The organism is Sphingobacterium alkalisoli (assembly GCF_005049105.1).
GTDB classification, from domain to species: Bacteria; Bacteroidota; Bacteroidia; order Sphingobacteriales; family Sphingobacteriaceae; genus Sphingobacterium; species Sphingobacterium alkalisoli.
Window position 1 is genome coordinate 547,546 of sequence record NZ_SUKA01000003.1, and the last position, 26,297, is coordinate 573,842.

General features: G+C 36.3%; 21 protein-coding genes. 7 read left to right on the forward strand and 14 right to left on the reverse strand.

All coding sequences use genetic code 11. The annotated features are described in order from the left end of the window. Position 1 precedes the first annotated feature (1 nt). From drmB to FAZ19_RS11955, 5 genes are all read right to left on the reverse strand, one after another. The gene (drmB, locus tag FAZ19_RS11935; protein ID WP_136820949.1) at positions 2-2,071 is read right to left on the reverse strand and encodes a DrmB family protein; all 2,070 of its coding nucleotides are present in this window, start codon (positions 2,069-2,071) and stop codon (positions 2-4) included. A gap of 13 nt (positions 2,072-2,084) precedes the next feature. Then, a complete protein-coding gene (locus tag FAZ19_RS11940; protein WP_136820950.1) occupies positions 2,085-6,311 on the reverse strand; it encodes a helicase-related protein in 4,227 nt (1,408 codons plus the stop codon). Beyond that, positions 6,289-8,637, reverse strand: a complete 2,349-nt coding sequence (locus FAZ19_RS11945; RefSeq protein WP_136820951.1) for a hypothetical protein — start codon at positions 8,635-8,637, stop codon at positions 6,289-6,291. Before FAZ19_RS11945 ends, FAZ19_RS11940 begins: the two co-directional genes overlap by 23 nt. Next, positions 8,628-10,289 (reverse strand): NERD domain-containing protein, encoded by a 1,662-nt coding sequence (locus FAZ19_RS11950; protein WP_136820952.1) that lies wholly within the window; start codon positions 10,287-10,289, stop codon positions 8,628-8,630. The genes FAZ19_RS11945 and FAZ19_RS11950 overlap by 10 nt, the downstream gene beginning before the upstream one ends. 481 nt (positions 10,290-10,770) lie before the next feature. Then, positions 10,771-11,484 (reverse strand): Eco47II family restriction endonuclease, encoded by a 714-nt coding sequence (locus tag FAZ19_RS11955; protein ID WP_136820953.1) that lies wholly within the window; start codon positions 11,482-11,484, stop codon positions 10,771-10,773. Between the two features lie 193 nt (positions 11,485-11,677). Between FAZ19_RS11955 and dcm the strand changes: the two genes are divergently transcribed. Both dcm and FAZ19_RS11965 read left to right on the forward strand, forming a co-directional pair. Beyond that, complete coding sequence (gene dcm / locus FAZ19_RS11960; protein ID WP_136820954.1) at positions 11,678-12,919, forward strand: DNA (cytosine-5-)-methyltransferase; 1,242 nt, start codon at positions 11,678-11,680, stop codon at positions 12,917-12,919. A gap of 245 nt (positions 12,920-13,164) precedes the next feature. Continuing rightward, positions 13,165-13,647, forward strand: a complete 483-nt coding sequence (locus FAZ19_RS11965) for a very short patch repair endonuclease (protein ID WP_136820955.1) — start codon at positions 13,165-13,167, stop codon at positions 13,645-13,647. 34 nt (positions 13,648-13,681) lie between these two features. On the opposite strand, the gene FAZ19_RS11970 is transcribed toward FAZ19_RS11965, so the two are convergent. After that, complete coding sequence (locus FAZ19_RS11970; RefSeq protein ID WP_136820956.1) at positions 13,682-14,638, reverse strand: HNH endonuclease; 957 nt, start codon at positions 14,636-14,638, stop codon at positions 13,682-13,684. Positions 14,639-15,160: 522 nt separating this feature from the next. Here FAZ19_RS11970 and FAZ19_RS11975 point away from each other — a divergent pair. The 4 genes from FAZ19_RS11975 to FAZ19_RS11990 are packed head-to-tail and all read left to right on the forward strand — an operon-like array spanning position 15,161 to position 18,085. Further along, positions 15,161-15,361, forward strand: a complete 201-nt coding sequence (locus FAZ19_RS11975; protein ID WP_136820957.1) for an ORF6N domain-containing protein — start codon at positions 15,161-15,163, stop codon at positions 15,359-15,361. Between the two features lie 10 nt (positions 15,362-15,371). Further along, positions 15,372-16,511, forward strand: a complete 1,140-nt coding sequence (locus FAZ19_RS11980) for a PDDEXK nuclease domain-containing protein (RefSeq protein ID WP_136820958.1) — start codon at positions 15,372-15,374, stop codon at positions 16,509-16,511. A 43-nt stretch (positions 16,512-16,554) separates the two neighbouring features. Next, a complete protein-coding gene (locus tag FAZ19_RS11985) occupies positions 16,555-17,502 on the forward strand; it encodes a PDDEXK nuclease domain-containing protein (RefSeq protein ID WP_394343983.1) in 948 nt (315 codons plus the stop codon). Beyond that, positions 17,495-18,085, forward strand: coding sequence for an ORF6N domain-containing protein (locus FAZ19_RS11990; RefSeq protein WP_188876114.1), 591 nt, complete (start codon positions 17,495-17,497; stop codon positions 18,083-18,085). Before FAZ19_RS11985 ends, FAZ19_RS11990 begins: the two co-directional genes overlap by 8 nt. Positions 18,086-18,175: 90 nt before the next feature. On the opposite strand, the gene FAZ19_RS11995 is transcribed toward FAZ19_RS11990, so the two are convergent. The 5 genes from FAZ19_RS11995 to FAZ19_RS12015 all read right to left on the reverse strand — a co-directional run bounded on the left by FAZ19_RS11995 (position 18,176) and on the right by FAZ19_RS12015 (position 23,296). Then, on the reverse strand, positions 18,176-18,442 hold the full coding sequence (locus FAZ19_RS11995; protein WP_229707483.1) for a hypothetical protein: 267 nt from the start codon (positions 18,440-18,442) through the stop codon (positions 18,176-18,178). Between the two features lies 1 nt (position 18,443). Beyond that, on the reverse strand, positions 18,444-18,725 hold the full coding sequence (locus FAZ19_RS12000; protein ID WP_136820960.1) for a helix-turn-helix transcriptional regulator: 282 nt from the start codon (positions 18,723-18,725) through the stop codon (positions 18,444-18,446). Between the two features lie 445 nt (positions 18,726-19,170). Next, positions 19,171-20,703, reverse strand: coding sequence for a hypothetical protein (locus FAZ19_RS12005; RefSeq protein ID WP_136820961.1), 1,533 nt, complete (start codon positions 20,701-20,703; stop codon positions 19,171-19,173). Between the two features lie 338 nt (positions 20,704-21,041). After that, a complete protein-coding gene (locus FAZ19_RS12010; protein ID WP_136820962.1) occupies positions 21,042-21,992 on the reverse strand; it encodes a hypothetical protein in 951 nt (316 codons plus the stop codon). Positions 21,993-22,186: 194 nt separating this feature from the next. Beyond that, complete coding sequence (locus FAZ19_RS12015) at positions 22,187-23,296, reverse strand: Fic family protein (RefSeq protein ID WP_136820963.1); 1,110 nt, start codon at positions 23,294-23,296, stop codon at positions 22,187-22,189. Positions 23,297-24,025: 729 nt separating this feature from the next. Between FAZ19_RS12015 and FAZ19_RS12020 the strand changes: the two genes are divergently transcribed. Next, positions 24,026-24,373: a KilA-N domain-containing protein gene (locus FAZ19_RS12020; RefSeq protein WP_136820964.1), complete on the forward strand. Its 348-nt coding sequence runs from the start codon at positions 24,026-24,028 to the stop codon at positions 24,371-24,373. Positions 24,374-24,504: 131 nt separating this feature from the next. Here FAZ19_RS12020 and FAZ19_RS12025 read toward each other — a convergent pair whose 3' ends face one another. The 3 genes from FAZ19_RS12025 to FAZ19_RS12040 all read right to left on the reverse strand — a co-directional run bounded on the left by FAZ19_RS12025 (position 24,505) and on the right by FAZ19_RS12040 (position 26,224). After that, positions 24,505-25,068, reverse strand: a complete 564-nt coding sequence (locus FAZ19_RS12025) for a PIN domain-containing protein (RefSeq protein ID WP_136820965.1) — start codon at positions 25,066-25,068, stop codon at positions 24,505-24,507. Continuing rightward, complete coding sequence (locus FAZ19_RS12030; protein WP_229707481.1) at positions 25,058-25,522, reverse strand: helix-turn-helix domain-containing protein; 465 nt, start codon at positions 25,520-25,522, stop codon at positions 25,058-25,060. The genes FAZ19_RS12025 and FAZ19_RS12030 overlap by 11 nt, the downstream gene beginning before the upstream one ends. 339 nt (positions 25,523-25,861) lie before the next feature. Continuing rightward, entirely contained in the window at positions 25,862-26,224 is a 363-nt protein-coding gene (locus tag FAZ19_RS12040; protein ID WP_136820966.1) for a DUF4143 domain-containing protein, read from the reverse strand. Between the last annotated feature and the right edge of the window lie 73 nt (positions 26,225-26,297).

The window sequence follows — 26,297 nt, forward strand, 5'->3', positions numbered from 1 at the left end:
ATTATTCGAAATTTAGAATATTCTTAAAAAAGCCAAATTCTTGGTCAACAAGTAATTTTCTATCCAAATAAAGATTTCGTTCTTCACAAGAAGTTTCACTTACTAGACCACACGAAAAACATGCAGCATAATTTAAATTAAATAACCCCTGCCCTTCAGATGTCCAACAAAGCGGATCGCTCTGGCAAATCGTCGCTCTTGTTAAAGCACTTTTTATTAAGTTATTTAAATTATCCGGTGTTGTCTGGGCTATCAAGCCTCCCATACTGCCTTCCGAGCCCTCCACTGTGTATATCAAAAATCCAGACATTTTATAAGAATCATTATTTGAGACATATAATCGCTCTTGTAGTGACGCTGTTGGATAGCCTGATCGAAACTCCAATTCTCTCATGATTAAATGGGAAAGTGTATGGATTAAATACAATAACCAATTCTCTGATCGAGCTTTTTCGATAATTTTACGACTATAGTGATCTCTAGGACTCGGCAATTGTGATATCCAATCCCCTATATAGCTATTGAATTCGATTTCATATTTTTCAAGCAGTGTTTGATTTAATGCAAAAAAAATACCTTCTCCATAATTTTCAATCCCTGGATAACTAATAATATCTTCAGGGCGACTTCTAAATATATCTTGAACCTTCATTTCTTGGTCGGGGTCAAATGGTTCAACACGAGAGAAATCTAATTGTGTAGAAGACATCTTCATGTTATCAATTCTCAATATCTTAGCAAAATACTCTTCTAATAACCCATCTAGATTCCTTGTGGTATCTTTTACTTTTAGATTAGAAATATCTATATTAATTTCATCTTCCGTCTTAAAATGGAATGCAGAAAATTCTTCATATTTATAATTGAGATCCTGTTCTGCTTCACTGACGTTATCTACAACAGGGGGTTGCACACCCTTTAGCTCTAAAATATTTTTATTTAAATCCTTTGCTAAGTCAAAGTCATCATTTCTCATGGCCTCATTTTTTTTCTTTACGAGGTCTTCAATTCTCATTTCAATTTGACTTTTGAACAACTCAGATGGCAGATATATGCTTGACATTATTCTTGAGAAATACAAATTATTTCCTGTTGTAAGTGCTGCCTTCATAGGCTTCACTGCTTTGCAATTTTCTCTTGGCGACTCATTCCTTCTTGAATTTTTAGAGCCGGAATACGGAAAATTGTCATTATCCGAAACAGATGCCTCCCATGGCTTATGACCGGGACATAGCACTTTAATGCTAAACAGACCTTTTAAGGAGGTTCCCTTGCTTCCTCGACATCCGTTATTTTCACATCGCAACCATTTACCGTCAAATCCGGACGCATTCGAATTTGCCAGCCTAATTGTTAGCTCCGGCTCGGAACAACAATCATCAAAATTGAATAGATCTAGACCTTTTTGATCATAGTGAGGATTTGAGCTCTTCCAATTCAAATATTTTGACCAAGGAAAATCACTTATATGACCGTTAGAGCATATCAACACGACGTTATCCTGCTTCAATGGTTGAAAAAAAGAAGTACCTTTTTTGGATATTATTTCCTTCTTTACTGGAAAAAATTGTGTCGCAAATTTATCTCCTAAGCTATTCTCCACCCATTCTTTATACCAACTGCTATATGGCTTAATAGTATAATTAGAATCGGAGAAATTCTTGGGCATATATGTACTAGCTATAGTCAAGTTTCCGATTCCATAGTCTACGGTGTTCGATTTCTCGTTTATTTCTAGGTCAGGGATAAGCACTAGGTACTTAAGATTCTCTAACTTCTTCTTATTTTTCAGCAATGAAATAAATCTATTGTCATTTGATAAGGCAATCCCTCCCTCATTTGAAGCTATAGCATGCTTTCTCACTGATTCAAAAACATTTTCTTCTTTTCGATTTATAGCGTCTTTGTGTAATTGATTAATTTTGTTTAAAAAGCCCCATTCTTCTATACAAGACACAATTATACTTCCATATTGAGTATGTAATATAGATCCTGCTCCTCCATATGCCGATAGTAGTTTAAACTTACTTAGCGACTCGTTTGCTTGATTGTTTCTAGATAAAGTAAACATCGATCGATTAATTTTATTGTTGAACGGTCCTAATAACCACTTCTGGAGAAACTTCTCTCAACGAATGACCTACTTTCCATTTTAAAGGGCGTGAGTTATCAGTCAATGTCGTAAATAAAGATTCATTCGGCATAGTGTCCTTTCTGTAAAAAAAGGTATTTTCACCACTTTCCGTGATTAATTTCTGCCAATTATCCAATAACTTTTTAGATTTAACAAGAACCTCTGTGACTAACTCTTCAGAAATAACACCATCAATTGAAGTCGAAAATCCGGGCTTAGTTGGGCATTTCAGATATTTCTCTAGTTTTACTGAATTTTCTAATACGTCTCGTATTTCATCCTCTACATAATTCAAAATTCTATTAGAAACATCATTATCGACATCTATAGCATTGTCATTATTAGTCAATCCAAACTCTAAATTATGCCTAATGACTACAGCTAAATACATCGGTAGATATCGATCGAGAGCTTTGCTAGCAAACGGAGTTACTGATATGGGTTCAACATAACTATAAAACTTCTCATGAAACTCTTTAAACCGCTGATAATGTGAAATATCTCTTGATCTAAAAGGGTGATGAACTGTAAAGACGATTCCCTCTTTATCACGTGCGACACGGCTTGATGCTTGTATATACTCTGCTATATTTCTTGGCATGGAACTAATTATCATGGTATTGAATCTCGATACATCAATACCAACAGAAATCATATTTGTCGAAATCACAAATTCAGGAGGTAATTTAGAATTTAAAACTATTTTATTTTCCTCAACGTTGATTAGCTTTAATTGTTGACCAATTTCGGTTAAATTAGTTTTCACCTCTTCACCTGTCAAGCGTCCTGTCAATTCAGAATATGATATTTTGTCATCATCTCTAATTAACTTATCGATAAATGTCCATGAAACAGTGTTTCTAACTACATAGTTCACATCACCAGGTAAATAATGATTAATTTGAGACTGTGTTTTGCCTACTTCTTTTAAACTATTGAAATAGGATAAAACGGTATGATAATAATCAAAAATTGACTGGGCATTTTTAAATTCCTCTGTGTTATTAAATATATCCTCCAAGGAAAAGTTAGCCTTTAGATACTGAAGCCTATGAGCTAATGCAACGGATGCTACCCTAAGTTGCATCCATACTTGGGTTTTGCCAACAGGTAAAATTCCCATGTAACGTCTTTTGGACAGGTAATTATTAAATTCGTCACGATCATAGTATGCAAAAAAAGAATCATCAGCTGATGGACCCTGTTTTGGAAATATTTCGCTTCTTCTATTAAACAAGCCAAATATTTGTTTATCCGTATTTCTAGTGGTAGCAGTAGATGTCACAACTTTAGGCTTAACCTTTGTACCATGTGTATCGACGTAAGAACATAACGAGTCTAAGGATTTCTCGAACAATCCAACCGCACTTCCCAGCGGACCCAACAATAAATGAAGTTCATCTTGTATAATCAGCTCCGGTGGAAAATTCGTTTGTATACCATTATACCTTCCAAAAAAACGACTAGAATCTTTACTGACTTCTTCTTTCTTTATTGATACTTTATTGGCTAATGCGGCAAATTTATCAACGGTACCAAAAAGTAAAGTCGGTGGAAATCTATAAATATCTTCGTCAAATAATAGAAATGGTATACTCTCTCCCTCACCAAAAAATGTTCCTTTATTATGAAAATCACACTTTTTATTATTACAACAAATATTAACTGGACTCTCCTTTCGATACCTTCCATTAAAATGATTAGGAGAAACATTTAACAATGATTCATGGATAAATAAATCAGATCCACACCAAGGGCACTCAACAAAAGGTAGATTTGTTTTTAATATTATAGTCTCTATATCCTTATTTGCTTTCCTATGACTAGAAATTTGCTCGGATATATCCATCAAATTTTCTTTCATACCTTTACGATCTCCCGACCCTGTCCAGTTATTTGGTAGTGAGTCCCCTCCTACAAATAGCCCGATTGTTATTTTGGCACCTCCAAGCGAATAATTATTAGGTATCTCAAAATTAGCTTTTCTAATTACCTCTAAGGCACAAATTAGAATCGTGGCTCTTTGAAACTGCTGTAACGTCAACAATCGCAATGTATATCGCATTAAAACGGTAGTCCCATTGCCAAGAGCCCCCTTCATGAATCTTCTATAATTAATGCAGAACGCTATGATACCAAGATATGCTTCTGTTTTCCCTCCCCCCGCTGGGAACCAAACCAAATCTGCTATTTCATTTCTTTCTGGCCAGCCTGTCTCAAATATATCTGCAATTGTGCTATCACCGATATCTGGTTTAACAAAGCCGTCTATATTCAAAAGTACGAAAGCCAACTGAAAAGCCCTCCACCTATATGGTTGCTCTATAAAGACAGTTTTATAGTATTCTTCATCTAGCTTGTGATTTAATAAATCAGACGAATTATTTTTTTTCAGGACACTGTTATGCAGCTGCATAAACATGGCAGTATTCATTAACCGAAATGCTGCCATCGCAGCCGAATCTGACTCTAAAAGTCTCACATTTCGCTTAAGCCTATTGTAATCAATCTCACAGGATCTCAATTGATTTAACAAAATTTCTGCATTAGGATCATTAACTAATTCTACCCTTTTAGCAATAATCCAACTCCGGTAATCATCGATAAAAAGATGTAATTTAAAAGCTATTTCCATGTCATGAATAGAAGACAATGTCGACAAATCCCTCATAGACAAGACGGACTCATCTGTCAAAAGAGAAACGACACCATTGTCTGTAATCTTACTGGGAGAAAACCCAATGCTAGGCGAATCTTGAACGGGTAGAAAATCTGTACTTATAAACCTATTCAATTCCAATTTCGACCAATTAATTGAGGTATTATAACCCTCTCCATAATCTTCAAAATTCCTATACAATAGCTTGTTAAAGTTATCTTCTTGATCGAAAGCAATAAATTGTGGGGAATTGTATCGTATCAACGTATTCTTAACCTTCTCAACAACCTTAAGTTCAATACCAAAATATGATTTTAAATTTGCTTCATCTTTTTTGTTTAAAGCGGGAAATTCGTTGGGTTTAAGGAATAACTTTTCTTTGTTAGAAATAAGAATTTTGACATATATCCCCCCATTTTTGGCGCTACGGAGATATTGAACGGCAAACCTTAGGTCAGGGTATTCAGCCGATACAGGAAACGGGTTAAACCTTTCAATCTTTCCTCCTGTATAAACAGGCAGCTTTAAGGATATTTTTTCAGAAAATGACTTCCAAACATGCGTAGGAGAGTTTTTTTTTAAAACATCTTTAAAATCTAATATAATACTTTTCAGTTGATTATATAACTCAAAGCCATTTATGATCTCTTTTATCTTCTCATAAGAGTCACAATTTCCCGCCAACAGCTGTTTAAAATAATCAACGAATTGGTCTTCATAGATTGTATAAACTTCAGCAAAATTCTCGGAACCATACTTTCTTTCTCCGATTGCAAAATATTTCTTTCCTGAACTATTTTGTCCGTAATATTTAACATTAGATTTTTCCTCCAACTGCACCAAGTCATTACCTAATAATTTTTTAAATGGCTCGACAATTATGTCAGATATTAATGAATTTAAATTTACATAGTCAATTTTATAAAAACTATCGACGTCAAAATCATTTCCAAAACCTATAAAAATCAAATTATCTCTTCGTATTATCTTCAGATATTGACTTAAATATTGATTAACTAGTCTCTCAATATCATCCTGGTTCTCAAATAACAAAATAGAATATCCTAATTCTCTGATTTTTTTCTTAGTGAACCTATTATATCTTCTAAAAGATAACACTATATCCAATTCATTATTCACATTCGCGTCTTCATTTACAACAAAAGACAAACCAAAATCAGTTGGGTAATTCTGCTGCTTACTGGATAATGTCTCAGAAACATCAGATCCTATTTCATCATTGTTTGCTGAAGTATCCTGTCGGTTCACCTCGTCCAAATCACCTTCTTGACCGTCAACATCTTTTAACGAATCTTCATTTTCGGACTCCGTTTCAGGAAATAGTATAGCAGTACTATATTGATAAGCCGGCACTTCTGGAATCACTTCGAAATCTTTGTTATCTGTGCTTAAATCAGCCTGAAAATGATATTTAAACTTATAAGCTCCAGGTCCGATTAATTGCTCCCTAACGAGGTTTTCAAGTCCCTCTCTTTTATTTATATGACTTAATTTCATGTTTCAAATTAGTAATTGGTTCTAAAAAGTCTGTTAATTTATCAAGAATACCATCGACTATATTATTTGCAAACTCTTCAAGATTGTATTCCTCAGAAATATCCAAGCTACTATCGTCAAGTATCTTAACAATTCTATTAGTTACTATATCTGATCTTACAATATCAATGTAGCCCTCATCGATTATTAAATCTATTATTTCCGAATATAACCTCTTAAGCTCTACGTTATTTTTATACTTTGCTACATAGGCTATTTGCATTTCCGAAGAAGCTATATTTAGAAATTCACAGATTAAGCCTCTATCTTGCTTTCTTGGTAATTTGAAATTCTCTATATCAAACTCTCTTACGTTCGATATATAAGTTTTGTTAAAGTAATCTTCCCCCGTAATCTTAAGACCAATCCTCTTCAATTTCTTAAACGCATCACCTTTTCGATATAAATTATAATTAAAATATTTTACACTTTCAGGAATTGCTTCTAGTTGAATTAAAAATGCATTCTTCATACTGACTTTGATCTTTTTTATATTCAGATACAAATCATTTTCGAGGATTTCCACAGCCTTAATTTTTAAAAAATTATTCCTTAGTATATAAACTAGGCTTTCCGAATCAAAAGAAACTATTTCACCATTTAAATTTCCAGTTACTTTTATCGAATTTTCATTTATATTCCGCCGTAAAATTTTAACCTTTTCGGTTTCTTCAACTTCATCTAAAATCTCATCGAATGTAATAACATCGAACTTATCAACATTTACGTTCGATTTTTCCTCAACACTAATCGATTTAACGTATTTTTTTAAATCTTCCCTCGATTTACTTAATAATTTGCTTTTATAGGATTCACAGTCAGCTCTATAAGGGGTTATTTCCGGAAAAATTCTTTGACGGATATCAGTAAAGTAGGATAAAAACTGATAATTATATAATTGATATAGTCCGAAAGGATTAATATTGTAGTAAAGAAAATCCGGAATAACAACTTTAACAATCTTCTTCCTATCAACAAGTGCATTATTGATCAAATAGTTAATATCAAAATTATTTAGAACATAGTTCATTTTATCTTCTTTGATCTCGCTAGAAAAAGAGGTATAAGCTTTAAGTTTACTATGATATTGCTTAAAAACGCCAAAAGGTTCTCTTAATATCCTCGATTTAGTAGAATTGTTATCTAAATCAGGAAAAATAAAATTTATCTTTTCATCAACTTTACTTAAAGTCCTTGACCAATCTAATTCATAGATGAGGTTAAACAACTCCGATAGTAGATGATAAATTGGTTTATCGAAAATGAACGGATACGATTTTTTAAAGTTTGATATCCAAAAGCTAATTGGTTCTTCCTTGCAAATCAACAAGAAAAAATATTTTGGAAATGGATATTGATACTTATTAACATCTAAATTTTTCCAACCTTCCAAAACATCAGTAAGTAATTCTCGAATTCTACCACCTGCATTCGTTTGGACAATCTCAAAATAAGGATTTGCATCGATCAAAGGCTTCTCCCATTCAAACAACTCATTTGGCAGCACGATCAAGTCATTACTAGAAATTGCCTTAGCATCTCTAATTGTAAAGCGATTATTAAATGTGACTTGGAGGTTATTTATATCATCTCTTATAAAGTGGGAGTTTATATTGGAAAAGTATGGATATTTAACTGATATCTGCAGCATAACATTTTGTCCATGGATTTCTTCATAAATTTCATTTAGATAATCAGTATCACCCGTCGATTCTAATCTAAAATCACTGAACAGACCATTTTTAAAGCATTCCAAAGATTTATCGTATTCTTGAACGTAAATATTCTTTACATCCAAATTAATCTTCACGACATCTTTTACAACGTCTACTTCTCGCATCGCTTGATACAACGGTAGATTATTCTTTATGTAACTAAGCTCATTCTCTCCATTCGAATAAAATACTGGGGTAAAAGCATCTACCGTTGTATAGCAATAATTGTTTGCATCCCCCCATTTTGACACATTATCGAATGTTTCATTAAATTTGAAAATCTCATTTTTATCATCGAAAAAATTAATCAAGAAACACTCATCTAAACCAATCGGTTCACTTTGGTTCTGCATGTTAATAGCATGGTCAAAATATTTTATATATTTTTCAAAATATTTTATATTTTGCTTAGAAAAAAATGGGAGATGAATACAAATTGAATTAGCATTAGACTGCTTGAAACGAAAATAGATCTTGCCAATAAAGCTCAACTCTTTTATAATCCTTAAATCATTTATATCTAAACTTTTTAAGACTACATTATTTATTCTCTTGAAACCGGCTAATTCCATACCATAAGATTTAAGCTCACCATGGCTCTAGTAGCACCAATATACAATTGAGTTCGATTCACATCTGAAAGACCTTTACCTACTAAAAGAACATCCTCATTTTCCAACCCTCTATATTTTATTGGGGTAGTAAATTTAATCTTTTCCGAGAGCAGATTGATATTATTCTCAGAAAGTTCAAGCACAAAATCATCAAAATAACTGATTAACAGATTTTTAACTTCGTCAAATATGTGGCTTTCAATCAGAATCACTTTATCCTTAGGATGAAAACTATTATTTTTAATAAAATACGAGAAGAACGCTATTTTTTTTATGACATCGTCACTTTGGAGAAATTTTTGTCCCAACTTTTTGTAAACAAACCCAATATTTAATGACCTAATCGCTGTGCATATCTCGTTAATCTGTGGGTGCTGTGCTGTCCTAAAAACATTATCAAAAAAATAATGGATAAACCCTTCTTGAATAAAATAATCCTCATAGAATCCTAAATCTTCCGTATCAGAAAGTATAGTTTGATCAATATCATACAATATATAAAAAATGGGCGCACAATTTAGTTTATCAAATTGATTTACATACTCATAAAGGTCATTATCGAAATACTCTTGAGCCTCATCAAATATGTAGTAATCTAATTCCTTGGTTAAATACTGTTCTGCTTTGTTTTTAGAAAAAATTTCAAAGGCTATATAAGTAGGATCAATTTTGTATTCTGAAATTAGCAAATATTCAATTTTTTTCTTCACTAATAAATTAGCACAAAATATTACTCCTTTTTTTTGATTTAAATAATTTTCGGCAATTAACTTTAATCCTAGCGCAGTTTTTCCTGTTCCCGGTTTACCTTGGATTAAGACCCTCCTATTCTTCTTCAATCCTTTTAAAATATCATAATTCGTATTTAAAATTAAATCCGAATTTATTGTGTCAATATTGTAGCTGTATGCTATTTGATTCGGAAATAATTGGTTTTTAATTCTTCTTAATTCTTGAAGAGACATTCGAGGAAAGTTTGTAAAAACTCTATTTCTTTCCCTGTAAACATTTATTGAACTATTAATGACTTTTTTTGTTTCTTTAATAAGTCCACAGAGAAACCTATAAAAATTTTCAGTTTTGGCAAAATCTGTTTGAATATTTCTAAAGTTAGAATAGGAGTAAAAACAATGCTTGTAACCTTCTAGTTCTGGACCTACCAGTTGAAAATTATTTGTATGAGGAAAAACTATCGCCTTACAAATAAATAGTTTAGAGTTCCCTATTAAGTCCCTTAAAGAATTCACATATTCCTTCGCCTGAATAAATGGATTTTGAGCTATATAAAAATCTTCCTCTTTTAAAGAATAAAAACAGCCATTTTCGACTTTCACTGTCCCGCCTTTTACTTCTATTACAATTAGGCCATCTCTATTTAATAATAAAAAGTCAACTTGCCCTTCTACTTTGCCTTTACTACCAGGATGCATCGAAAGATTATAGTTATGGTAAAAATACCATTCATCATTGTCCTGAAAGTCAATTTGATTATTAATATTTAACAATTGTTGATAAAGCCAAATCTCCCCATTTAATGGAGACCCATCTTTCTTAACAATAGAATCCTTTAGATTATTCTCTGGATAATTATTCAAAAATTTAATTGGCATACTAGCTCATCTTCAAGTCAATACTTTTCATATTCAACCAACAAAACCTAGCAATAACGTTTTTGTCTAGCGTCGTTTCATTTGTCAATGGTCTGCGTTAAAATACCAATAAATATAATCAATTACAAATAAACTACTAAACAGCTGCAGTTTATAATAAAGAATATTCTAGATATAGTATTGAACGAAACTCACCTAAAATTACAATAAGTCATAATGATTAAATTACGGGAAACCATTAAATAAATCTTCCTCGCGACTCGTCGTTCAGATTTTTATCAATTAGCAGGGCACTTAATTAATCCCTACGTACATACTGCATGCATACTAATGTGCCAATCACACCAACAACCGATTGGAGCATAGCGATAAAACAATAAAATGGATTAGTTTCAGAATAGTTAATCCGCCTTACCGAAGAAGTGCAATATGCTCCCTTATTTAATTTCGACGAAAAAATTATTTCGGCTGTTGATTCCGATTATTCTGTACCATATGCTCCATTGAACAATGATAATAACGATCTGACTTCCTGATTGTCGAATACTTTGCCTGTTAATTCAGTAATAATAGTGGGCAAAATATTGAAAAGGTTTCTTAAAGCGTAATGATCTCCAGTTACCAGCTCATAAAATGATGCACCGTCCACTGCACGAACTAGTTCAATAGCTTCTCTCCTTTGCCCTTTTTTGTTATCCGAGGGAGTAAATGGCTTGTTAAATCTCTGCGTGTTAGGAGGAATTACGGTAACGTAATAAGCGGTAAAATCTTTATAAACACTCATTTTCCGGTTGACTGCCTCCGCCAAAGTATCATAGACACCGACCAAATCTGACCCCTTTACAGTATTGTGTTTATTTTTCACCTCTGCAATAATCATTCGATCGACGTTGACAAGATCAATAACACTTCCTGTTTTTTTATTATCCCATCCAACAACAGATCCCAAAATATTTTGATGGAAATCGCCCACGTGGTTTTGTAATGATTTTTGTGCCTGTCTTGTTATTTCACCAATAAACCACTCCTCATACCCTATACCAAAACCACCAATTTGAAATAATGAAGAAAACGGGTCAACCACGTTTTTATTAATATTTTTTTCTGCGGCGATTTTAATCATGCCCGCTTTATCGAGCAAATTCTTCGTAGCTTCTATTAAATCTTCGTCCGAAATCCAGTTCAAATATGCCATATCATCAAGTTAATAGTTCAATATTATATAAAATTGGTTGAATAACCTAATCAAAAAAATGTTAGTAAAACGTCGAATGTTGAAAACTAATTTTTTTAGTAAAAATATAACCAATATATTTGTAACCATGTATAAGGTTAACCCAGTTGGTTATTTTATATTAATAAATTTTAATCCTTTTAAAACTTAGATAATGAAAGATTATTTAACAATTGCGGAATTTGCCGATAAGGTAGGCAAAAGTACGGAAACATTACGTAGATGGGACAGAGAGGGGAAATTAATTGCTATGAGAGAACCTATAAGTAATTATAGGATATATAGAAAAGAACAGTTACAGATGTTTGAGAACATTCAGATGATAGATAATAAAAAACTTGATATTGAAATATCCCCTATTCGACCATACCGTGTACTGGAGCTATTCGCCGGCGCAGGTGGACTAGCTATTGGTCTAGAAAAAGCGGGATTAAAATGTGTAGCACTAAATGAAATAGATCACTGGGCAGCGGAAACCCTTCGTACAAATAGACCGCACTGGGACGTGATCGAAGATGATATTAAAAATATCTCTTTTGAAAAATATAAAGGTGAGGTAGATGTCGTGACGGGTGGTTTCCCCTGTCAGGCTTTTAGCTATGCTGGTAAAAAACTTGGCTTACAAGATGCCCGGGGAACGTTGTTCTACGAATTTGCCCGTGCCGTACAAGAGACCCAACCTGCCATCTGCATCGGGGAAAATGTACGGGGTCTTTTAAACCACGAGGGGGGAAATACCTTAAAGGGCATGATTTCCATCTTAGATGAGATCGGTTATAAGGTGCTTGAACCTCGCGTACTGAAAGCAATCTATTACGACGTACCACAAAAGCGTGAGCGTCTTATTTTAGTGGGGATACGCAAGGACCTGGATATTTCTTTCGAGTATCCAAAGCCTTCGAAAACGATATACACGCTGAAGGATGCGCTTAAGAAAGGAGAACTTTTTGCGTCTGACGTTCCGGATTCACCTGGTACAAAATATCCTGAAAGCAAGCGCAAGGTATTGGAATTGGTTCCCCCGGGTGGTTATTGGCGAAATCTTCCCTTGGATATACAAATGCAATATATGCAAAAGAGTTTTTACCTTGGTGGAGGTAAAACAGGTATGGCCAGAAGAATTAGTTGGGACGAGCCTTGCCTTACGTTAACGTGTAGTCCTGCTCAAAAACAAACGGAACGTTGCCACCCAGACGAAACCAGACCCTTTACGGTGAGGGAATATGCTCGTATCCAAACATTTCCCGATGAATGGAAGTTTGCGGGGCCTGTATCTGCACAATACAAACAGATCGGCAATGCCGTACCGGTAAATCTGGCGTATGCGGTAGGAAAGGAAGTAATCCGCACGCTCAATCAAATGGAGGTCGGAAAGTCGTTAAAGATGCAAGCGTAAGTCAAAGGTTAGTCGTGAGGTTAAGATACCACATGTTAAGTTTTTGTTAATACCGAGCGTGGGTGTAATAATAGAACAGATACCGCCGTTTATATAGTATTCATAATTTAGGTTAATAGTTGGTTAGTTAGTGAAAGTCCTGAAGCGCCCTTGCTTCAGGACTTTTTTATATAATCGTGCGTAAAAACAAAGTGTCCCTCCTACTTGTCATTCATTTAGTATTTTGTTTTACATAAATTTGCTTTATGCAGCGCTATGAAGAGGAAGAAGATAAGATAAAGGTACCGCGGTTTGAGGAATCGGCGGGCTTCTACACGAGTACGCAGCGGAGCTATACCATGTCGCGCATTAAGAGCAAAAATTCTAAGCCGGAACTCCTATTGCGCAAGGCGCTATGGGCGAAGAACATCCGCTTCCGCTTACACGATAAGTCGCTCCACGGAAGACCTGACATCGTGATCAAAAAATACAAGTTGGCGATCTTCGTGGATGGTGAATTTTGGCATGGCTTCGACTGGAAGAAGAACCGCGAGCGGATTAAATCCAACCGCCTATTCTGGATACCCAAGATAGAACGTAATATGCAAAAGGATGAACGTACGAACCGTGCCCTCCGCGATATGGGTTATACAGTATTCCGCTTTTGGTCGCAGGATGTACTAAAGAGCTTACCTAAGGTGCTTAATCAGATTGAACTGTTCTTGGAGACGAGGAAGCTGTGGAAGTAGCTATTATGCTTCTAAAAGAAAAGTAAATTCCTAATTACCCCTTAAATACTTTCATGCGATGCCATTCCAGATTTTCTGCGGACGGGTGGTATTGGATATTGGACGGCAAAATAATTTTGTTACCTGCCAACTGGCCTAAATTATAAGGGTGGTCTACTTTTTCACGTATATGAGTTGACACCATTATCCTGTAATCCTGATCAACAGACACTAGACCCCGATCGAATGCGCGGTGTAGATTAGGACAAAGCGCTAATCCGTTGCTTACCTTGTCATCATGTGTTACAGCAAAAGGAACGATATGACATGCATCGATAAAATTGTGATTGTAGGTTGAACGCAGCTGCATGCCGGTCATGGCACATGTATCTTGGTAAAGTTGAGGGATGTAGCGCTTAAATAAATTGGAACGCACAAAGATATCTTCCTCTGTATGGATTTCGATCCGCTTGTATTTAGTTTCAGGATCATTCAATACCAACGCCTGAATGTCGTGATAGAATCCATCTCCCAATTGCTTATGCTCATAATAGCTATTTGCCCGGTCTGAAAAATACTGCATCAGCAAACTGCCACGTACTTCCTGCCTATTTTCCGCAGATTGTAATAACAGATAAAGATCTGCTGATAAAGTACCAAATTCTACTACCTGAGATAAAACACTTACACTCTTAATAGGCGCCTGCACGGGAAGCCCGGTATAGGTGTGCAATACCCAAAACGGATGTCCTTGGACTTTATCATTCTGCAGGTGGTAGAATGGCTGCGTAAAATCAGACTGATGAGCAGTCGTAACCAATAAGCGCCAGTTTTCCTGAAAGATACCAACCAGATCGGCATTGACCTGAAAATGGTTCTCCTGATCAAGTCCTTTTTCGATTAACTCGACAAGGGTTAAAAGCAATATAGGCTTGTGCGGTGCTAGGCCATACTTAGTACCACCTCGTTTAAGTTTGAAAAATGCCTGAAGGTAGGTTTGGAGTTGATTCATATGCGATTTAAAGATAAGAAATCAATAAGACTTTTATTATTCTTTAACCCAACATAATACACGGCACCTGTATACAATAACTATAATCTGTTAAGTTTTTGTTAATTCCGCCAGGTGCTGTAATATTCTGCCAGATGCTGCCGTTTATATAGTATTCATAATTTAGGTTAATAATTGGTTAGTTAGAAACTCCTGAAGCTCCCCGCTTCAGGAGTTTTTTATGTGATCATGCGTAAACAAAGTGTCCTTCCTACTCAATTATTTATTTAATATTTTGTTGCACACAAATTTGCTTTATGCACCGCTATGATGAGAACGAGGATAAAATAAAGGTTTCGGTGCTTGACCAGATCAAACTGTTCTTGGAGACGAGGATGTTGTTTAATAGTAGTAGTAGTTTTTTACAAATAAACACTTTGTATACTAATATTTTTAGTATATTTATATCGTAAAAAATTTGATATCCATGCATTAAGTTTAAAATGTCTAATCTCTAATAGCAAATTATAAATACGGGGAATTATGAGTAAAAAAGTTTTAACACAGATCACACCACCAGAAGACGACATACTTGCAAGCAAGATATACATCATCAGAAAGCGGAAAGTAATGTTGGATCGAGATTTGGCGAGCATTATTCCCATGGTGGTCCGAAACTGCGACGCAGTGTCGCAGTTTTGCCTTGGAAGCATATCTTATGGACGTGGCATAACTAAATTTTAATATCAGGACAATGGAAACAGAGAACACCTATATACAGTTACTTACCGAACTAAAACAGAAAATTCGGCAGGCGCAACAGCGCGTTGCATTATCTGTAAATACAGAGATGCTAGTTCTCTACTGGTCTATTGGAATTGATATTTCTATCAAGATTAAAGAAGCAAGTTGGGGTGCAAAGATTATTGACCAAATTTCCAAAGACCTAAGAAATGAGTTTCCAGATAGTAAGGGTTTTTCTGTTCGTAACCTAAAGTATATGCGGGCATTCGCAGATGCCTATCCTGATTTTTTGCATGAAGACTTTTCAAAATCTGAAAAAGTAATTGTGCAACCGGCGGTTGCACAATTACAAAGCACAGATAATCAACAGCATGAATTTGCGCAAGGCGCACTTGCACAAGTTAATCATCCAATTTTGCAACCATTGGTTGCACTAATACCGTGGACACATCATACCATCATACTGGACAAGATCAAATCTGCTGACGATAGATTATTTTACATACGTAAGACCGCAGAAAATGGCTGGACTAAAAGTGTGTTGACTTTTCAAATAGAAAGCCGCCTCCACGAACGTCAAGGAAAGGCAATCACCAATTTCGACAGCACGCTTCCCAAATTACAATCCGATATAGCCAAGCAAATGCTAAAGAACCCGTACGTATTCGATATCATGGGTATGGGGGAAGATATAAAGGAACTTGAACTGGAGAAAGCCTTGATCAAAGAAATCCGGAAGCTCATGTTAGAGCTCGGTAAGGGCTTTGCTTATGTTGGTAACCAATATCATCTGCAAGTAGATAGCGAGGACTTTTACCTGGATCTGCTATTCTACAATTTCCACCTGCATTGCTTCGTGGTTTTTGAACTGAAAATCGGTGCTTTCAAACCTGAGTATGCCGGAAAACTCAATTTTTATGTCAATGCCATAGACGAACAGATAAAAGGCAAGCAGGACAATCCGACTATTGGCGTGCTACTATGCAAAACACCGAACGAAACGGTAGTCAAATATTCACTCAAAGGGATCAAATCTCCATTAGGTGTAGCGGATTATCAACTTCCGAAAAAACTTAAAAGCGATATGCCTACAATTGAAGAACTGGAATCGGCGATAAAGAAAACGAAGAATGGAGAGCAAGGTGGTTAGATGTCGCGAAGAGTAAGAAGAAGAGCCTATACCTGAAAAGAAAATCGAAAGAGGCCATGGTGCCGGTGTAGTAAAAAGGTTGTCGGCTGATCTTAAGTTAAAGTTCCCAGATATCGGTGTTTCACCCCGTAACCTATGGCACATGAAACGCTTCTATGAGCGCTATTGCCATGTTGATCCAAAACTGCAACGCTGCGTTGCAGTTTTGCCGTGGAGGCGTAACCTACTATTGATAGAGAAAGTCACGGATGATAAGGAAGCGTTGTACTATGCTGAGAAAGCCATTCAGCTTGGCTGGACGAGAGATATACTTCTAAATTACATAAAAGCCGATGCCTTTAACAATGAAAAACATCTCCCGAAGTCCCATAATTTTTCAGAAGCCTTGCCCGAAGTTCTCGCAGAACAAGCCGACGAAATGCTAAAAAGTAGTTACAACCTAGGTTTCCTAGGATTGATTCAATCTGTGAAGGAAAAAGAGCTCGAACAGCGGCTGATTGAGAAAATAAAGCATTTTGTTCTGGAGCTGGGTCGTGGTTTTACTTTTATAGGGAATCAATATCGGCTAGAATATAACGGTAAAGAGTATTTTGTTGATATCCTACTCTACCATAGAAACCTTCGTAGTCTAGTGGCTCTCGAACTAAAGATTGGGTCGTTCAAACCAGAATACGTCGGTAAGATGAACTTTTACCTTGGGCTACTGGACAAACTAGAAAAACAGCCCGACGAAAACCCATCCATAGGAATAATCTTGTGTGCAGACAAAGATCATTTAGATGTTGAAATAGCGCTACAGGATATCAATAAACCGATAGGTATAGCGGAATATCAGTTATTGTTGCCTACTGAGGAACTGAAAAACTTGGTATTAAAAGAAATAAAGGATAGTAATGAGGAACAGCTGATGATAAATAAACAGTTTGGGAACTGGACATCACAATTTGTGACCTCCAATAGCCAATTAATAAACACGGGGAATTATGAGTAAGAGTAAAACATCTATTACACCAAAGAGCATAACCGATGATGTTATCGTGAATAAGATATACGAGTTCAGAGGGCAAAAGGTAATGCTGGACAGTGACCTCGCTGAATTATATAATGTAGAAACGCGCAGGCTCAAAGAGCAAGTTAGAAGGAATATCATCCGATTTCCCGAACATTTTATGTTCGAGTTGACGAAAGAAGAATATGATGTAATTCTAAGATCGCAAAATGCGACCTTAGAACAGGGGCGTTACTCAAAGTATCTACCTTTTGCTTTTACCGAACACGGTGTACTGATGCTTTCAAATGTATTAAAGAGTGAAAAAGCTATCACGATGAGCATCCGCATTATTGATTTATTTGTGAAGCTGAGGGACATACTGCATATCAATACAGAAATGAAACTGGAAATCGCCGAGATGAAATATACCGTAGAACAGATCGCTAAGAAACAAAAAGGCCACGATCAGAACATCGAACTGCTCTTCGAATACATCGACCGGTTGCAGGATAAACAGGAAAATATTGTATCAAAGCCGAATTCGAAAGGCGAGATAGGATTCAAAATTGGAGAAAACAAATAGATATGAAAAGGCTAGTAACAACCCTATTTTTCTTGTCATTGATCACGGCGGTCTTTGGACAAGATGTAGTTAACAACACCACTAAAACCGTCACGCAATCCGGCGTAGGTCTCGGATCATACTGTCTAGAAAAATCCCGAAGTTTTCTTTGTCATTAGGGAATTGCTGTCCTGAATAGAATTGAATATCAGGATCTATCAACCGTTGTTCTTTTGTTTTCAACCAATTTTTATCGTACTCAAAACTAAAAGCTTTTCTACCCTTTGCTTGATGCGCGGATAATACACCCAGTAATTCTGGTTGTGACATCCCCGCCCAGTGGGCGTAAACATATATATCGATTTTACCTTTTGCCATCTTACAATAATGCTAAATCTTGTAATTTTCTGCCAAATGCATCATCTGCAGCTAACCTAGAAAAATCATCTTGCAGCCCCAACACACGTAAAACATTAAAATAGGCCCCCATTGCTACACCTGCATCTCCCTTTTCAACCAAATATAAGGTAGAACGAGCAATACCAGCCCGCTCCGCCACCTGTACAGCGGTGAGCTTTCTACGCTTACGAGCGAGTTTAATATTCTCTCCCATTTTTTCTAAGAGAATACCATATTTTGGCAAAACAACTTGTTTCTTCATTTCTAAATGTTTGATATTTCGATCAAAAATAAACAATACGATTGAAATATCAAACAAAAAATCAATCTCGTCTCGAACTCAGTCAAACTTAGCTTCCATTGCGCTATGAGACGTGAAAGGTCTGGAAAGTTCTTATGTTCGTGCAAATAGCTAGTTGACATAGGCTTCCGATTTCTTCTGATCTAGCACTGGTTCTATTAACTTTTTAGTCTTCGTATGGCCATACTCGCGTACGGCATACTTCAATTTATTGAAGTCCATTGTTTTAGCCTTGAGCAAAGCATTTTTCAAAACCATATCCCGGATCCTCTGCAAGACTATCAAGATGATTAACCAAATCAACTAAAAGAAATTCGGGTGTAGCTTTTAGAAACTCCTGAAGCTCCCCGCTTCAGGAGTTTTTTATGTGGAGAATGTGGTGATAATGTCCAAATTGTACAGCAAACTACAAGGTGTAATCCAATTTGATAGGCATACCAAACAGATGAAAATAGTATTCCAAATTATGTGGAGCATTTGCAATATTGCATAAAATGTACATGATATCGTCGCAATCTACTGGAAAGTTTCTGTTGTGAATGGAATACGATATGCTTTCCTTGGACGCCCACAGCACGTCCTCAGATATGTCATGTATCAGTAACTGGTAGCCTTCATCGATTAAATATCGCATAAGCTTGTTTGAAAATGGTACGCAATTATTCGCCGCATATAATTGGTTGACAAATGCTAAACAAATGTCTGCTTCCTGTTTGTTATCAATGAAATAAATCCCTTCTGGAGATCCTGTATGCAGTCGATATTGTGCCAAAATGCCTGGACAGGGCATCTCGAAACCTAAAACCTTCTTGCAGAAAAAAATGAAACCGAAGGAATGTTCCATGTAGTCTTTGCGGGCTCGTTCTGTTTTCAAGTAAGATCTGAAAATTTTCGTTACTTCTTTTCCGTATTGTGGTAATAAACTGCGAAGATATCCCCTTAGTTTGTAGGGGTTTTGAGCGAAGAGATCGAGCATCAGTTTTGGATCTCCAACTGCATCGTACAATTCGAATTGACTAGAACAAAAACGAGATTCCCTCCTGTCAGAATCGATAGCCCACATTTCCAGATCTGGAAATAATTCATTCCACGCGTCGGTACTCAAGTTTTCTTTAATAAATCGATAATGTGGTTTCCCCATGTAAGGGCAGTAGTCACGGAACATCTGAATAAGATAATCACTTAATAGCTCTTGACAGCCGCCATCAAGCTCTATAAATTTGGTCACGGCCATCATGAGTTGTTCTCTTTCTTCATCGTCTATTCGCTCGCTCTTTACAAGGGGCAGTAAAATATCTTTTATCGTCTCGATATAAGAGAGTCCCTCGACTTGTATCAAATCAAGAACTACATCTATCTTTAGCTTGTAATCGCCATTAAAGTATTTCTTCGCGAACGTTATAGCTGCATCAACCGTACGTAATTCTTTTATACCCAAATAAAATAAAGTGGTGATGGAAGATCTATGGGTTCTAAGGTTAACGTTACGCATTTCGTCCAAAAGGGTACTTATTGTCTTGTCATCTTCCAATTCGATGCATAAATAAACGGCGAGGTTTGCTGCACATGAAATATTCCAAATAAAGCCATTTGGAACCAAATCGCAGCAGAGTGTCAGTTTTGCGGGTGCATATAAGGTCTCTTTGTGAGTGACGGATAACCCATCATCCAGGATCCGAACAAATAAGGGATAGCTTAACCGTCTGACCTGATGCATTCTAATGTCCCTCCAATCTCGGTAATCATATCGGTCAAACTCATAAAAATCATGAATAACAGTTGGATAGACTTTACAGAATGTTTGAATTGCTTCATCTATTTTATTTTCGGAAACCTGTGCGCGAAATAAATCAATCAAACGCTCAATTTCTTCTTCGGATGTAAAGTATGGGAATGAGATACCATTAGCGGTCAAAACGGATAAACTTTTCTCTGTCACGCGTATAGATAATGTTGGTTAGCGCTCAATATACGAAAATCATTTGATATGGTTATCCCCTTCTGAATGATGCTAACATTAATCTAATACGCTGCCAGCTATGTTTACGACTGCCTAATAGCTGAATTCACACATAAAGAAAGGAGTGAAAAGGGCGGTAAAATTGAACCTGGCGAAAGGTTGATTAATACTAATGTTCCTTCTTTTCCCCTTTTTACTGTTTCCATTTATATCATATTGGATGCGAAAAGCATACTACGCTGAAGCCCGAGAAAAAAAGCTCGACGGGACACTGAGTGTTCGGCACCTCATTGATTGTAACGTTTGATCTACCTTGACTACTTATTATAAACCGCGTATAATTCTTTAACAAGGTTTACTTTATTCTTTTTCTCAAATGCAATAGCCCATTTTTCTAACTTAGGAAACAGATCTTCCCATTCTTCGGTGGTTGAATTGTCTTTTATCAGTTGGTACTGCCTTCTCCCCATCAATTCGCAATGTTCTTTAAACATCCGGATTAGAAAATTCCTTAATACTGCAGCATTAGTCTTATCGATTTCAAGCAGTGAGGTTACTGCCTCCATTACTTGAAACTTCTCTTCGTCTCCGGGATAATCATCCTGCAGCGTGGGCAGCAAGAACTCCCGTACAGTTTCGACATATTGCTCTCCGTTGTCACTCATTAAACTGCGGCTCACATTTATTGCTAAATGACGATCTCTATGCAGATTTTCCTTTGCAAACCGTGTAGCTTCTTCGTGCGTTCTGACCTTGGCCATGAGGTAATAAATAGATGCAATAAGGTTTGCAGGACCAATCTGAAGGTCAATATCATGTAACTCGTCCATTAGCTCATTCATCTCAATATCTTTTTCTAGGTCGATACAAAGGTTAATAAAAAGATATGCAGCACTAGCAATAGACCAAATATCCTGAATTGAAATCAAGTCTCTGTTAAAGGTTAGTTTGAGCGACTGATATAATAATTCTTTCTGTTCGGTGGAAAAGCTATCTTCAGAAAACAAATTACTTAGTGGACGGACTAACAGATCTACCTGCGTTTTCATCCAATCGCTGTCTTTGGATTTCTGCGCTTTCTCGAATGAATAGTAAAGGGAAATGATCATGGGATATGCGTCTGCGAAGGTTTTTAACGCTGCATCAATATGACCATCAGCCAGGTAATCTTTAAATAAGGCCACCTGTTGCTGTATTTCTTCTTTAGCGTCGGAAAGCATGCATAATTTATTGCCAATTGGTGATATCGCTCGATTTGTTTCTTTCATAAGTAAGTATATATTTAGCTATTAGCTAAGATAAAAAAACTTGATCGGAAAAAAAATATTAAGCTTTTGTTAATTCCGGCAGGTCGTGTAATATTCTGGCAGCTACTGCCGTTTATATAGCATTCATAATTTAGGTTAATAATTGGTTAGTTAGAAAATCCTGAAGCTCCCCGCTTCAGGATTTTTTTTTACGTTTATTTCTGGTTTGTTAATTCTACCAACTCATAATTCGTACTTCTTCCGCCTTCGGATTCTTGTCGTAAAATTCCTTTTTCCATCAGATCTTTTATATCTCTCAATGCGGTGTCCAGTGAACATTTGCTGATTTTTGCCCATTTGGAAGATTTTAGTTTTCCTTCAAAACCGTCTAACAGTTTGTTCAGCACTAAACGTTGTCTTTCGTTTAACAGGGTCTGTTCGTGATGTTTCCAGAATTCGGCTTTATAAACTACTTTACCAAGTGTTTTTTCGGTTTCCTGCAAAGCATTTTTCAGGCAATGTAAGAACCAGTCCAACCATTCGGTGATATCGCCACTGCTATGCTGTACTTTTTGCAAAACTTCATAATAGCGTTTTCGCTCTACCAAAATCTGGCTCGACATACTGTAAAAGCGTTCCGGACTTTTATCTGCTTTGGTCAGCAATAAATCTGAAATAGCCCTGCCTATCCGACCGTTTCCGTCATCGAAAGGATGGATGATGATAAACCAGAAATGGGCAATAGCTGCTTTCAAAACCAAATCTGTCGAACTGTCATTGTTGAACCAATCCAGAAAATTATCCACTTCTTTTTTGACGGCTTCTACTGGAACAGCCTCATAATGGATCTTCTCTTTTCCCATCGCGCCCGAGACAATCTGCATTTCTCCAGTTCGGTAACGTCCAACTTCTATTTTATATATTCCGCTTCTTCCGGTCGGAAACAAAGCCGAATGCCAGCCAAATAACCGGTCTTCGGTCAAAGGCTGCAGATAATTTTGCGTAGCATCCAACATCATTTCGACCACACCTTCGACATTCCTATCCGTAGGAACCAATCCTCCAACTTCTAAACCTAACCTTCTGGCAATAGATGAACGTACCTGATCATAATTAAGTTGTTCTCCCTCAATTTCGGAAGATTTAACAACGTCCAAAGTCAATGTAATCAAATTGGTCTCTTCCTTTATAGAGAACCCTAAAGAACTCATCTGACCAGCAATTTTTCCTTGCAGGTGACGCACTTCACCAAACACAACGTTAATTACCTTATCGTCCCAGGTGAAATTCGTCCAGTTTTTATGTTGGTAAATGTAGTTTGCCATTGCTGAAGTCTTTTCTTACGGCAAATATACGAAACATTCGCCGCATTTTTGCGGCGAATAAATCAACTATTCGCCGCATCGTCTTATTTTTATATTAATATAACCTTTATAAGAACAATTTATCAATAGGTATCTGTTATGTGATTTGGGACGTTTCTATACTTGCAAAACTTGGGTAGCCTACAACGACAGAACATACGCAAGCTTTATGGTCGGCTAATAGTGGGCTAATGAATTACGACTGGGCGGCGGCTGATCTGTCAATCGTGAAAGCACTGATGCAGCAATAGGATGTTAAGTTTTTGTTAATTCCGCCAGATACTGTAATATTCGAACAGATGCTGCCGTTTATATAGTATTCATAATTTAGGTTAATAATTGGTTAGGTTAAAACTCCTGAAGCTCCCCGCTTCAGGAGTTTTTTGTGTGATCATACGTAAAAACAAAGTGTCCTTCCTACTCAATTATTTATTTAATATTTTGTTGCACACAAATTTGCTTTATACACCGCTATGATGAGAACGAGGATAAAATAAAGGTTTCGGTGCTTGACCAGATCAAACTGTTCTTGGAGACGAGGATGTTGTTTAATAGTAGTAGTAGTTTTTTTACAAATAAACACTTTGTATACTAATATTTTTAGCATATTTATATCGTAAAAAATTTGATATCCATGCATTAAATTTAAAATGTGTGACCGCTAATAGCGAATCATAAATACGGGGAATTATGAACAAGAATAAAAAAATAAACGTCAAAGGAGTTGATATACTGTTGTATCAAAATAACCATGAAGATTTCATATCACTTACGGACATCGCACGACATAAAGATCCAAACCATACTGACGATCTGGTTAAAAACTGGATGAGAAACCGAAATACAATTGAACTCTTAGGTTTTTGGGAGACAATATATAATCCCAATTTTAAACCCGTCGAATTCGAGGGGTTTAGAAAACAAGCTGGATTGAACAGTTTTGTGATGACTCCCAAGCGATGGATTATTCATTGGCAATATAAGATTTTATATACTGCTATCGTAAACTTTAACGAATACACGCGCAACGAAAAATAAAATTATATAGTTACTGCAAGAATCTGAGCTGGTTGGTAGGTATGATCATCCAACGAGAGTATAGAAAATCCTGAAGCTCCCCGCTTCAGGAGTTTTTTATGTGCACTCCCTACAATCCTTGGATGCAGATACTAAAGTAAGGAATGCAAATAATTTGCTGTGTCTGTTAAACCGGATTTTCGAAGTTGATCCAACACTTCATAGACATCCATTTTGGGATTTTTCTTATGGACAACCATTTCGCGAAATGCCTGTATAGATACCTCATGATTGAGATCTATAATATCAGTTAAAAAATCATCTGCGGTTTTTATGCCAACACCAAAGGAATTCAGATAGTCCTTCGGAAAATCCTTGATATTATTGGTGACAATGACATTGGCGTTGGATTTGATAGCAGCAGCCAACACATGGCAGTCGTTGGGATCAGGCAGGGTAAGACTGGGGATAATGCCCTCATAGTTTAACACAAATGCATCCGGAAAAGCCGCATTTGGAGCTTGTATTCTCTTTTTGGCTTCTTCTTCTGGAATACCTTTACGTACCATAACTGTTTTCCATTCCTCAAAGATGTTTGCACTCCACTTTGGCGTATACATGTCATAATGCGCAAACCACAGCAAAAGGTCGCGTATAATTACCGGATAAATCACATTAGTATCCAGTACAGCTGTAAATCTTACGCTATGTATCATAGAGTCCAAGATCTTCGTCAAAATTCATCATATCGATCAGATGATTTTTCTGTGCAGCTTTCATTTGCTTTTTATATTCTACGACATCTTCAAAAACTATCCTGCGGTGCTTCCCTACTTTTGTATATTGAATCTTGCCTTCGTCAAGCAACTTGACTAAATGAGGCCGCGAACACCCAAGCATTTCGGCAGCTTTTTGAGTTGTCACCTCTGTAGCAAGTGGCACAATTGAAATCGGCTTGCCCTCGGCCATCGCTTTCAGAATACCGCCAAATAATTTCAGGGCCCGTAAGGGTACGACTATTTTGTCCTTGGTTTCTTCGATTTCAATCTCAGTCTCTTCTGCATTTAGCTGTTCGATAACAGCAGCCAATGAATCATACGATGTCATTGCGACTTTTTGTTCAGCCTTTGAAGGCCTGTTAATTCTATCTAGGGTTTCCATGTCTTTCATGTTATTGTTTATAAAACAAATATAAACGAAATATTCGAAATAAACGAAAAATACAAATCACAGACAACTAATTTCCCGAATTCTTACATCTTCTTTTCGTGAGGCAGTGGATTGATCGGAAAATGGATCAACAATAAAAAAATCCTTGAATATCTTGGTATGGGAAAAGATCAACAATCTTAATTTTAATTACTCCGAAATCGGGGTAATTGAACAAGAAACTGGAACAAAAGATTCATTATGTCTGCCCCCCGTTTTCCGAACTGTAGATGTCATTTTCTCCATCGTAGATAACCTGTGTAGAGACTACATCATCACCTACCACACGTCGGAAGTACCCTAGCTTTTTATAAAGTTCTTGGTAAATGCTTTTGCCGATTTGACCTCATAAGCATACAATTTTGTACCTTTTTCTTCAATGAGATCTACTTCGTGTTGCGATTTATCTCTGTAAAAATAAAGATGAGGTAATTTACCTTGATTGTACCTGTTCTTGAAAAACTCTAATACCACCATATTTTCAAAGATGGCTCCCCGCAATGGATGCATTGCTAATTGTTGCTCATTTTCGATCCCCAAAAGAAAACAAGCTAAGCCCGTATAGTAAAAATACAGTTTCGGAGATTTAACCAACCTTTTTCCTATATTTCGAAAGAAAGGTGGTAATCTGAAAATGATTTCTGCATAGGGTCGTCTTTCCAGACTGTCTTGGTCCGGTAACTACAATAACAGCGTACAAACTAGACAATCGTTGGATTTCACTTTTTAGTTCTCG

Coding starts and splice junctions, on each gene's coding strand:
- FAZ19_RS11980 (WP_136820958.1), top strand. CDS start 15,372: ATGGAAACAGAGAACACCTATATACAGTTACTTACCGAACTAAAACAG.
- FAZ19_RS12030 (WP_229707481.1), bottom strand. CDS start 25,522: ATGAAAGACATGGAAACCCTAGATAGAATTAACAGGCCTTCAAAGGCT.
- FAZ19_RS12010 (WP_136820962.1), bottom strand. CDS start 21,992: ATGAAAGAAACAAATCGAGCGATATCACCAATTGGCAATAAATTATGC.
- drmB (WP_136820949.1), bottom strand. CDS start 2,071: ATGTTTACTTTATCTAGAAACAATCAAGCAAACGAGTCGCTAAGTAAG.
- FAZ19_RS11990 (WP_188876114.1), top strand. CDS start 17,495: ATGAGTAAGAGTAAAACATCTATTACACCAAAGAGCATAACCGATGAT.
- FAZ19_RS11945 (WP_136820951.1), bottom strand. CDS start 8,637: ATGGAATTAGCCGGTTTCAAGAGAATAAATAATGTAGTCTTAAAAAGT.
- FAZ19_RS11995 (WP_229707483.1), bottom strand. CDS start 18,442: ATGGCAAAAGGTAAAATCGATATATATGTTTACGCCCACTGGGCGGGG.
- FAZ19_RS11975 (WP_136820957.1), top strand. CDS start 15,161: ATGAGTAAAAAAGTTTTAACACAGATCACACCACCAGAAGACGACATA.
- FAZ19_RS11965 (WP_136820955.1), top strand. CDS start 13,165: ATGCAGCGCTATGAAGAGGAAGAAGATAAGATAAAGGTACCGCGGTTT.
- FAZ19_RS12020 (WP_136820964.1), top strand. CDS start 24,026: ATGAACAAGAATAAAAAAATAAACGTCAAAGGAGTTGATATACTGTTG.
- FAZ19_RS12025 (WP_136820965.1), bottom strand. CDS start 25,068: ATGATACATAGCGTAAGATTTACAGCTGTACTGGATACTAATGTGATT.
- FAZ19_RS11950 (WP_136820952.1), bottom strand. CDS start 10,289: ATGCCAATTAAATTTTTGAATAATTATCCAGAGAATAATCTAAAGGAT.
- FAZ19_RS11970 (WP_136820956.1), bottom strand. CDS start 14,638: ATGAATCAACTCCAAACCTACCTTCAGGCATTTTTCAAACTTAAACGA.
- FAZ19_RS12015 (WP_136820963.1), bottom strand. CDS start 23,296: ATGGCAAACTACATTTACCAACATAAAAACTGGACGAATTTCACCTGG.
- FAZ19_RS11955 (WP_136820953.1), bottom strand. CDS start 11,484: ATGGCATATTTGAACTGGATTTCGGACGAAGATTTAATAGAAGCTACG.
- dcm (WP_136820954.1), top strand. CDS start 11,678: ATGAAAGATTATTTAACAATTGCGGAATTTGCCGATAAGGTAGGCAAA.
- FAZ19_RS11940 (WP_136820950.1), bottom strand. CDS start 6,311: ATGAAATTAAGTCATATAAATAAAAGAGAGGGACTTGAAAACCTCGTT.
- FAZ19_RS12000 (WP_136820960.1), bottom strand. CDS start 18,725: ATGAAGAAACAAGTTGTTTTGCCAAAATATGGTATTCTCTTAGAAAAA.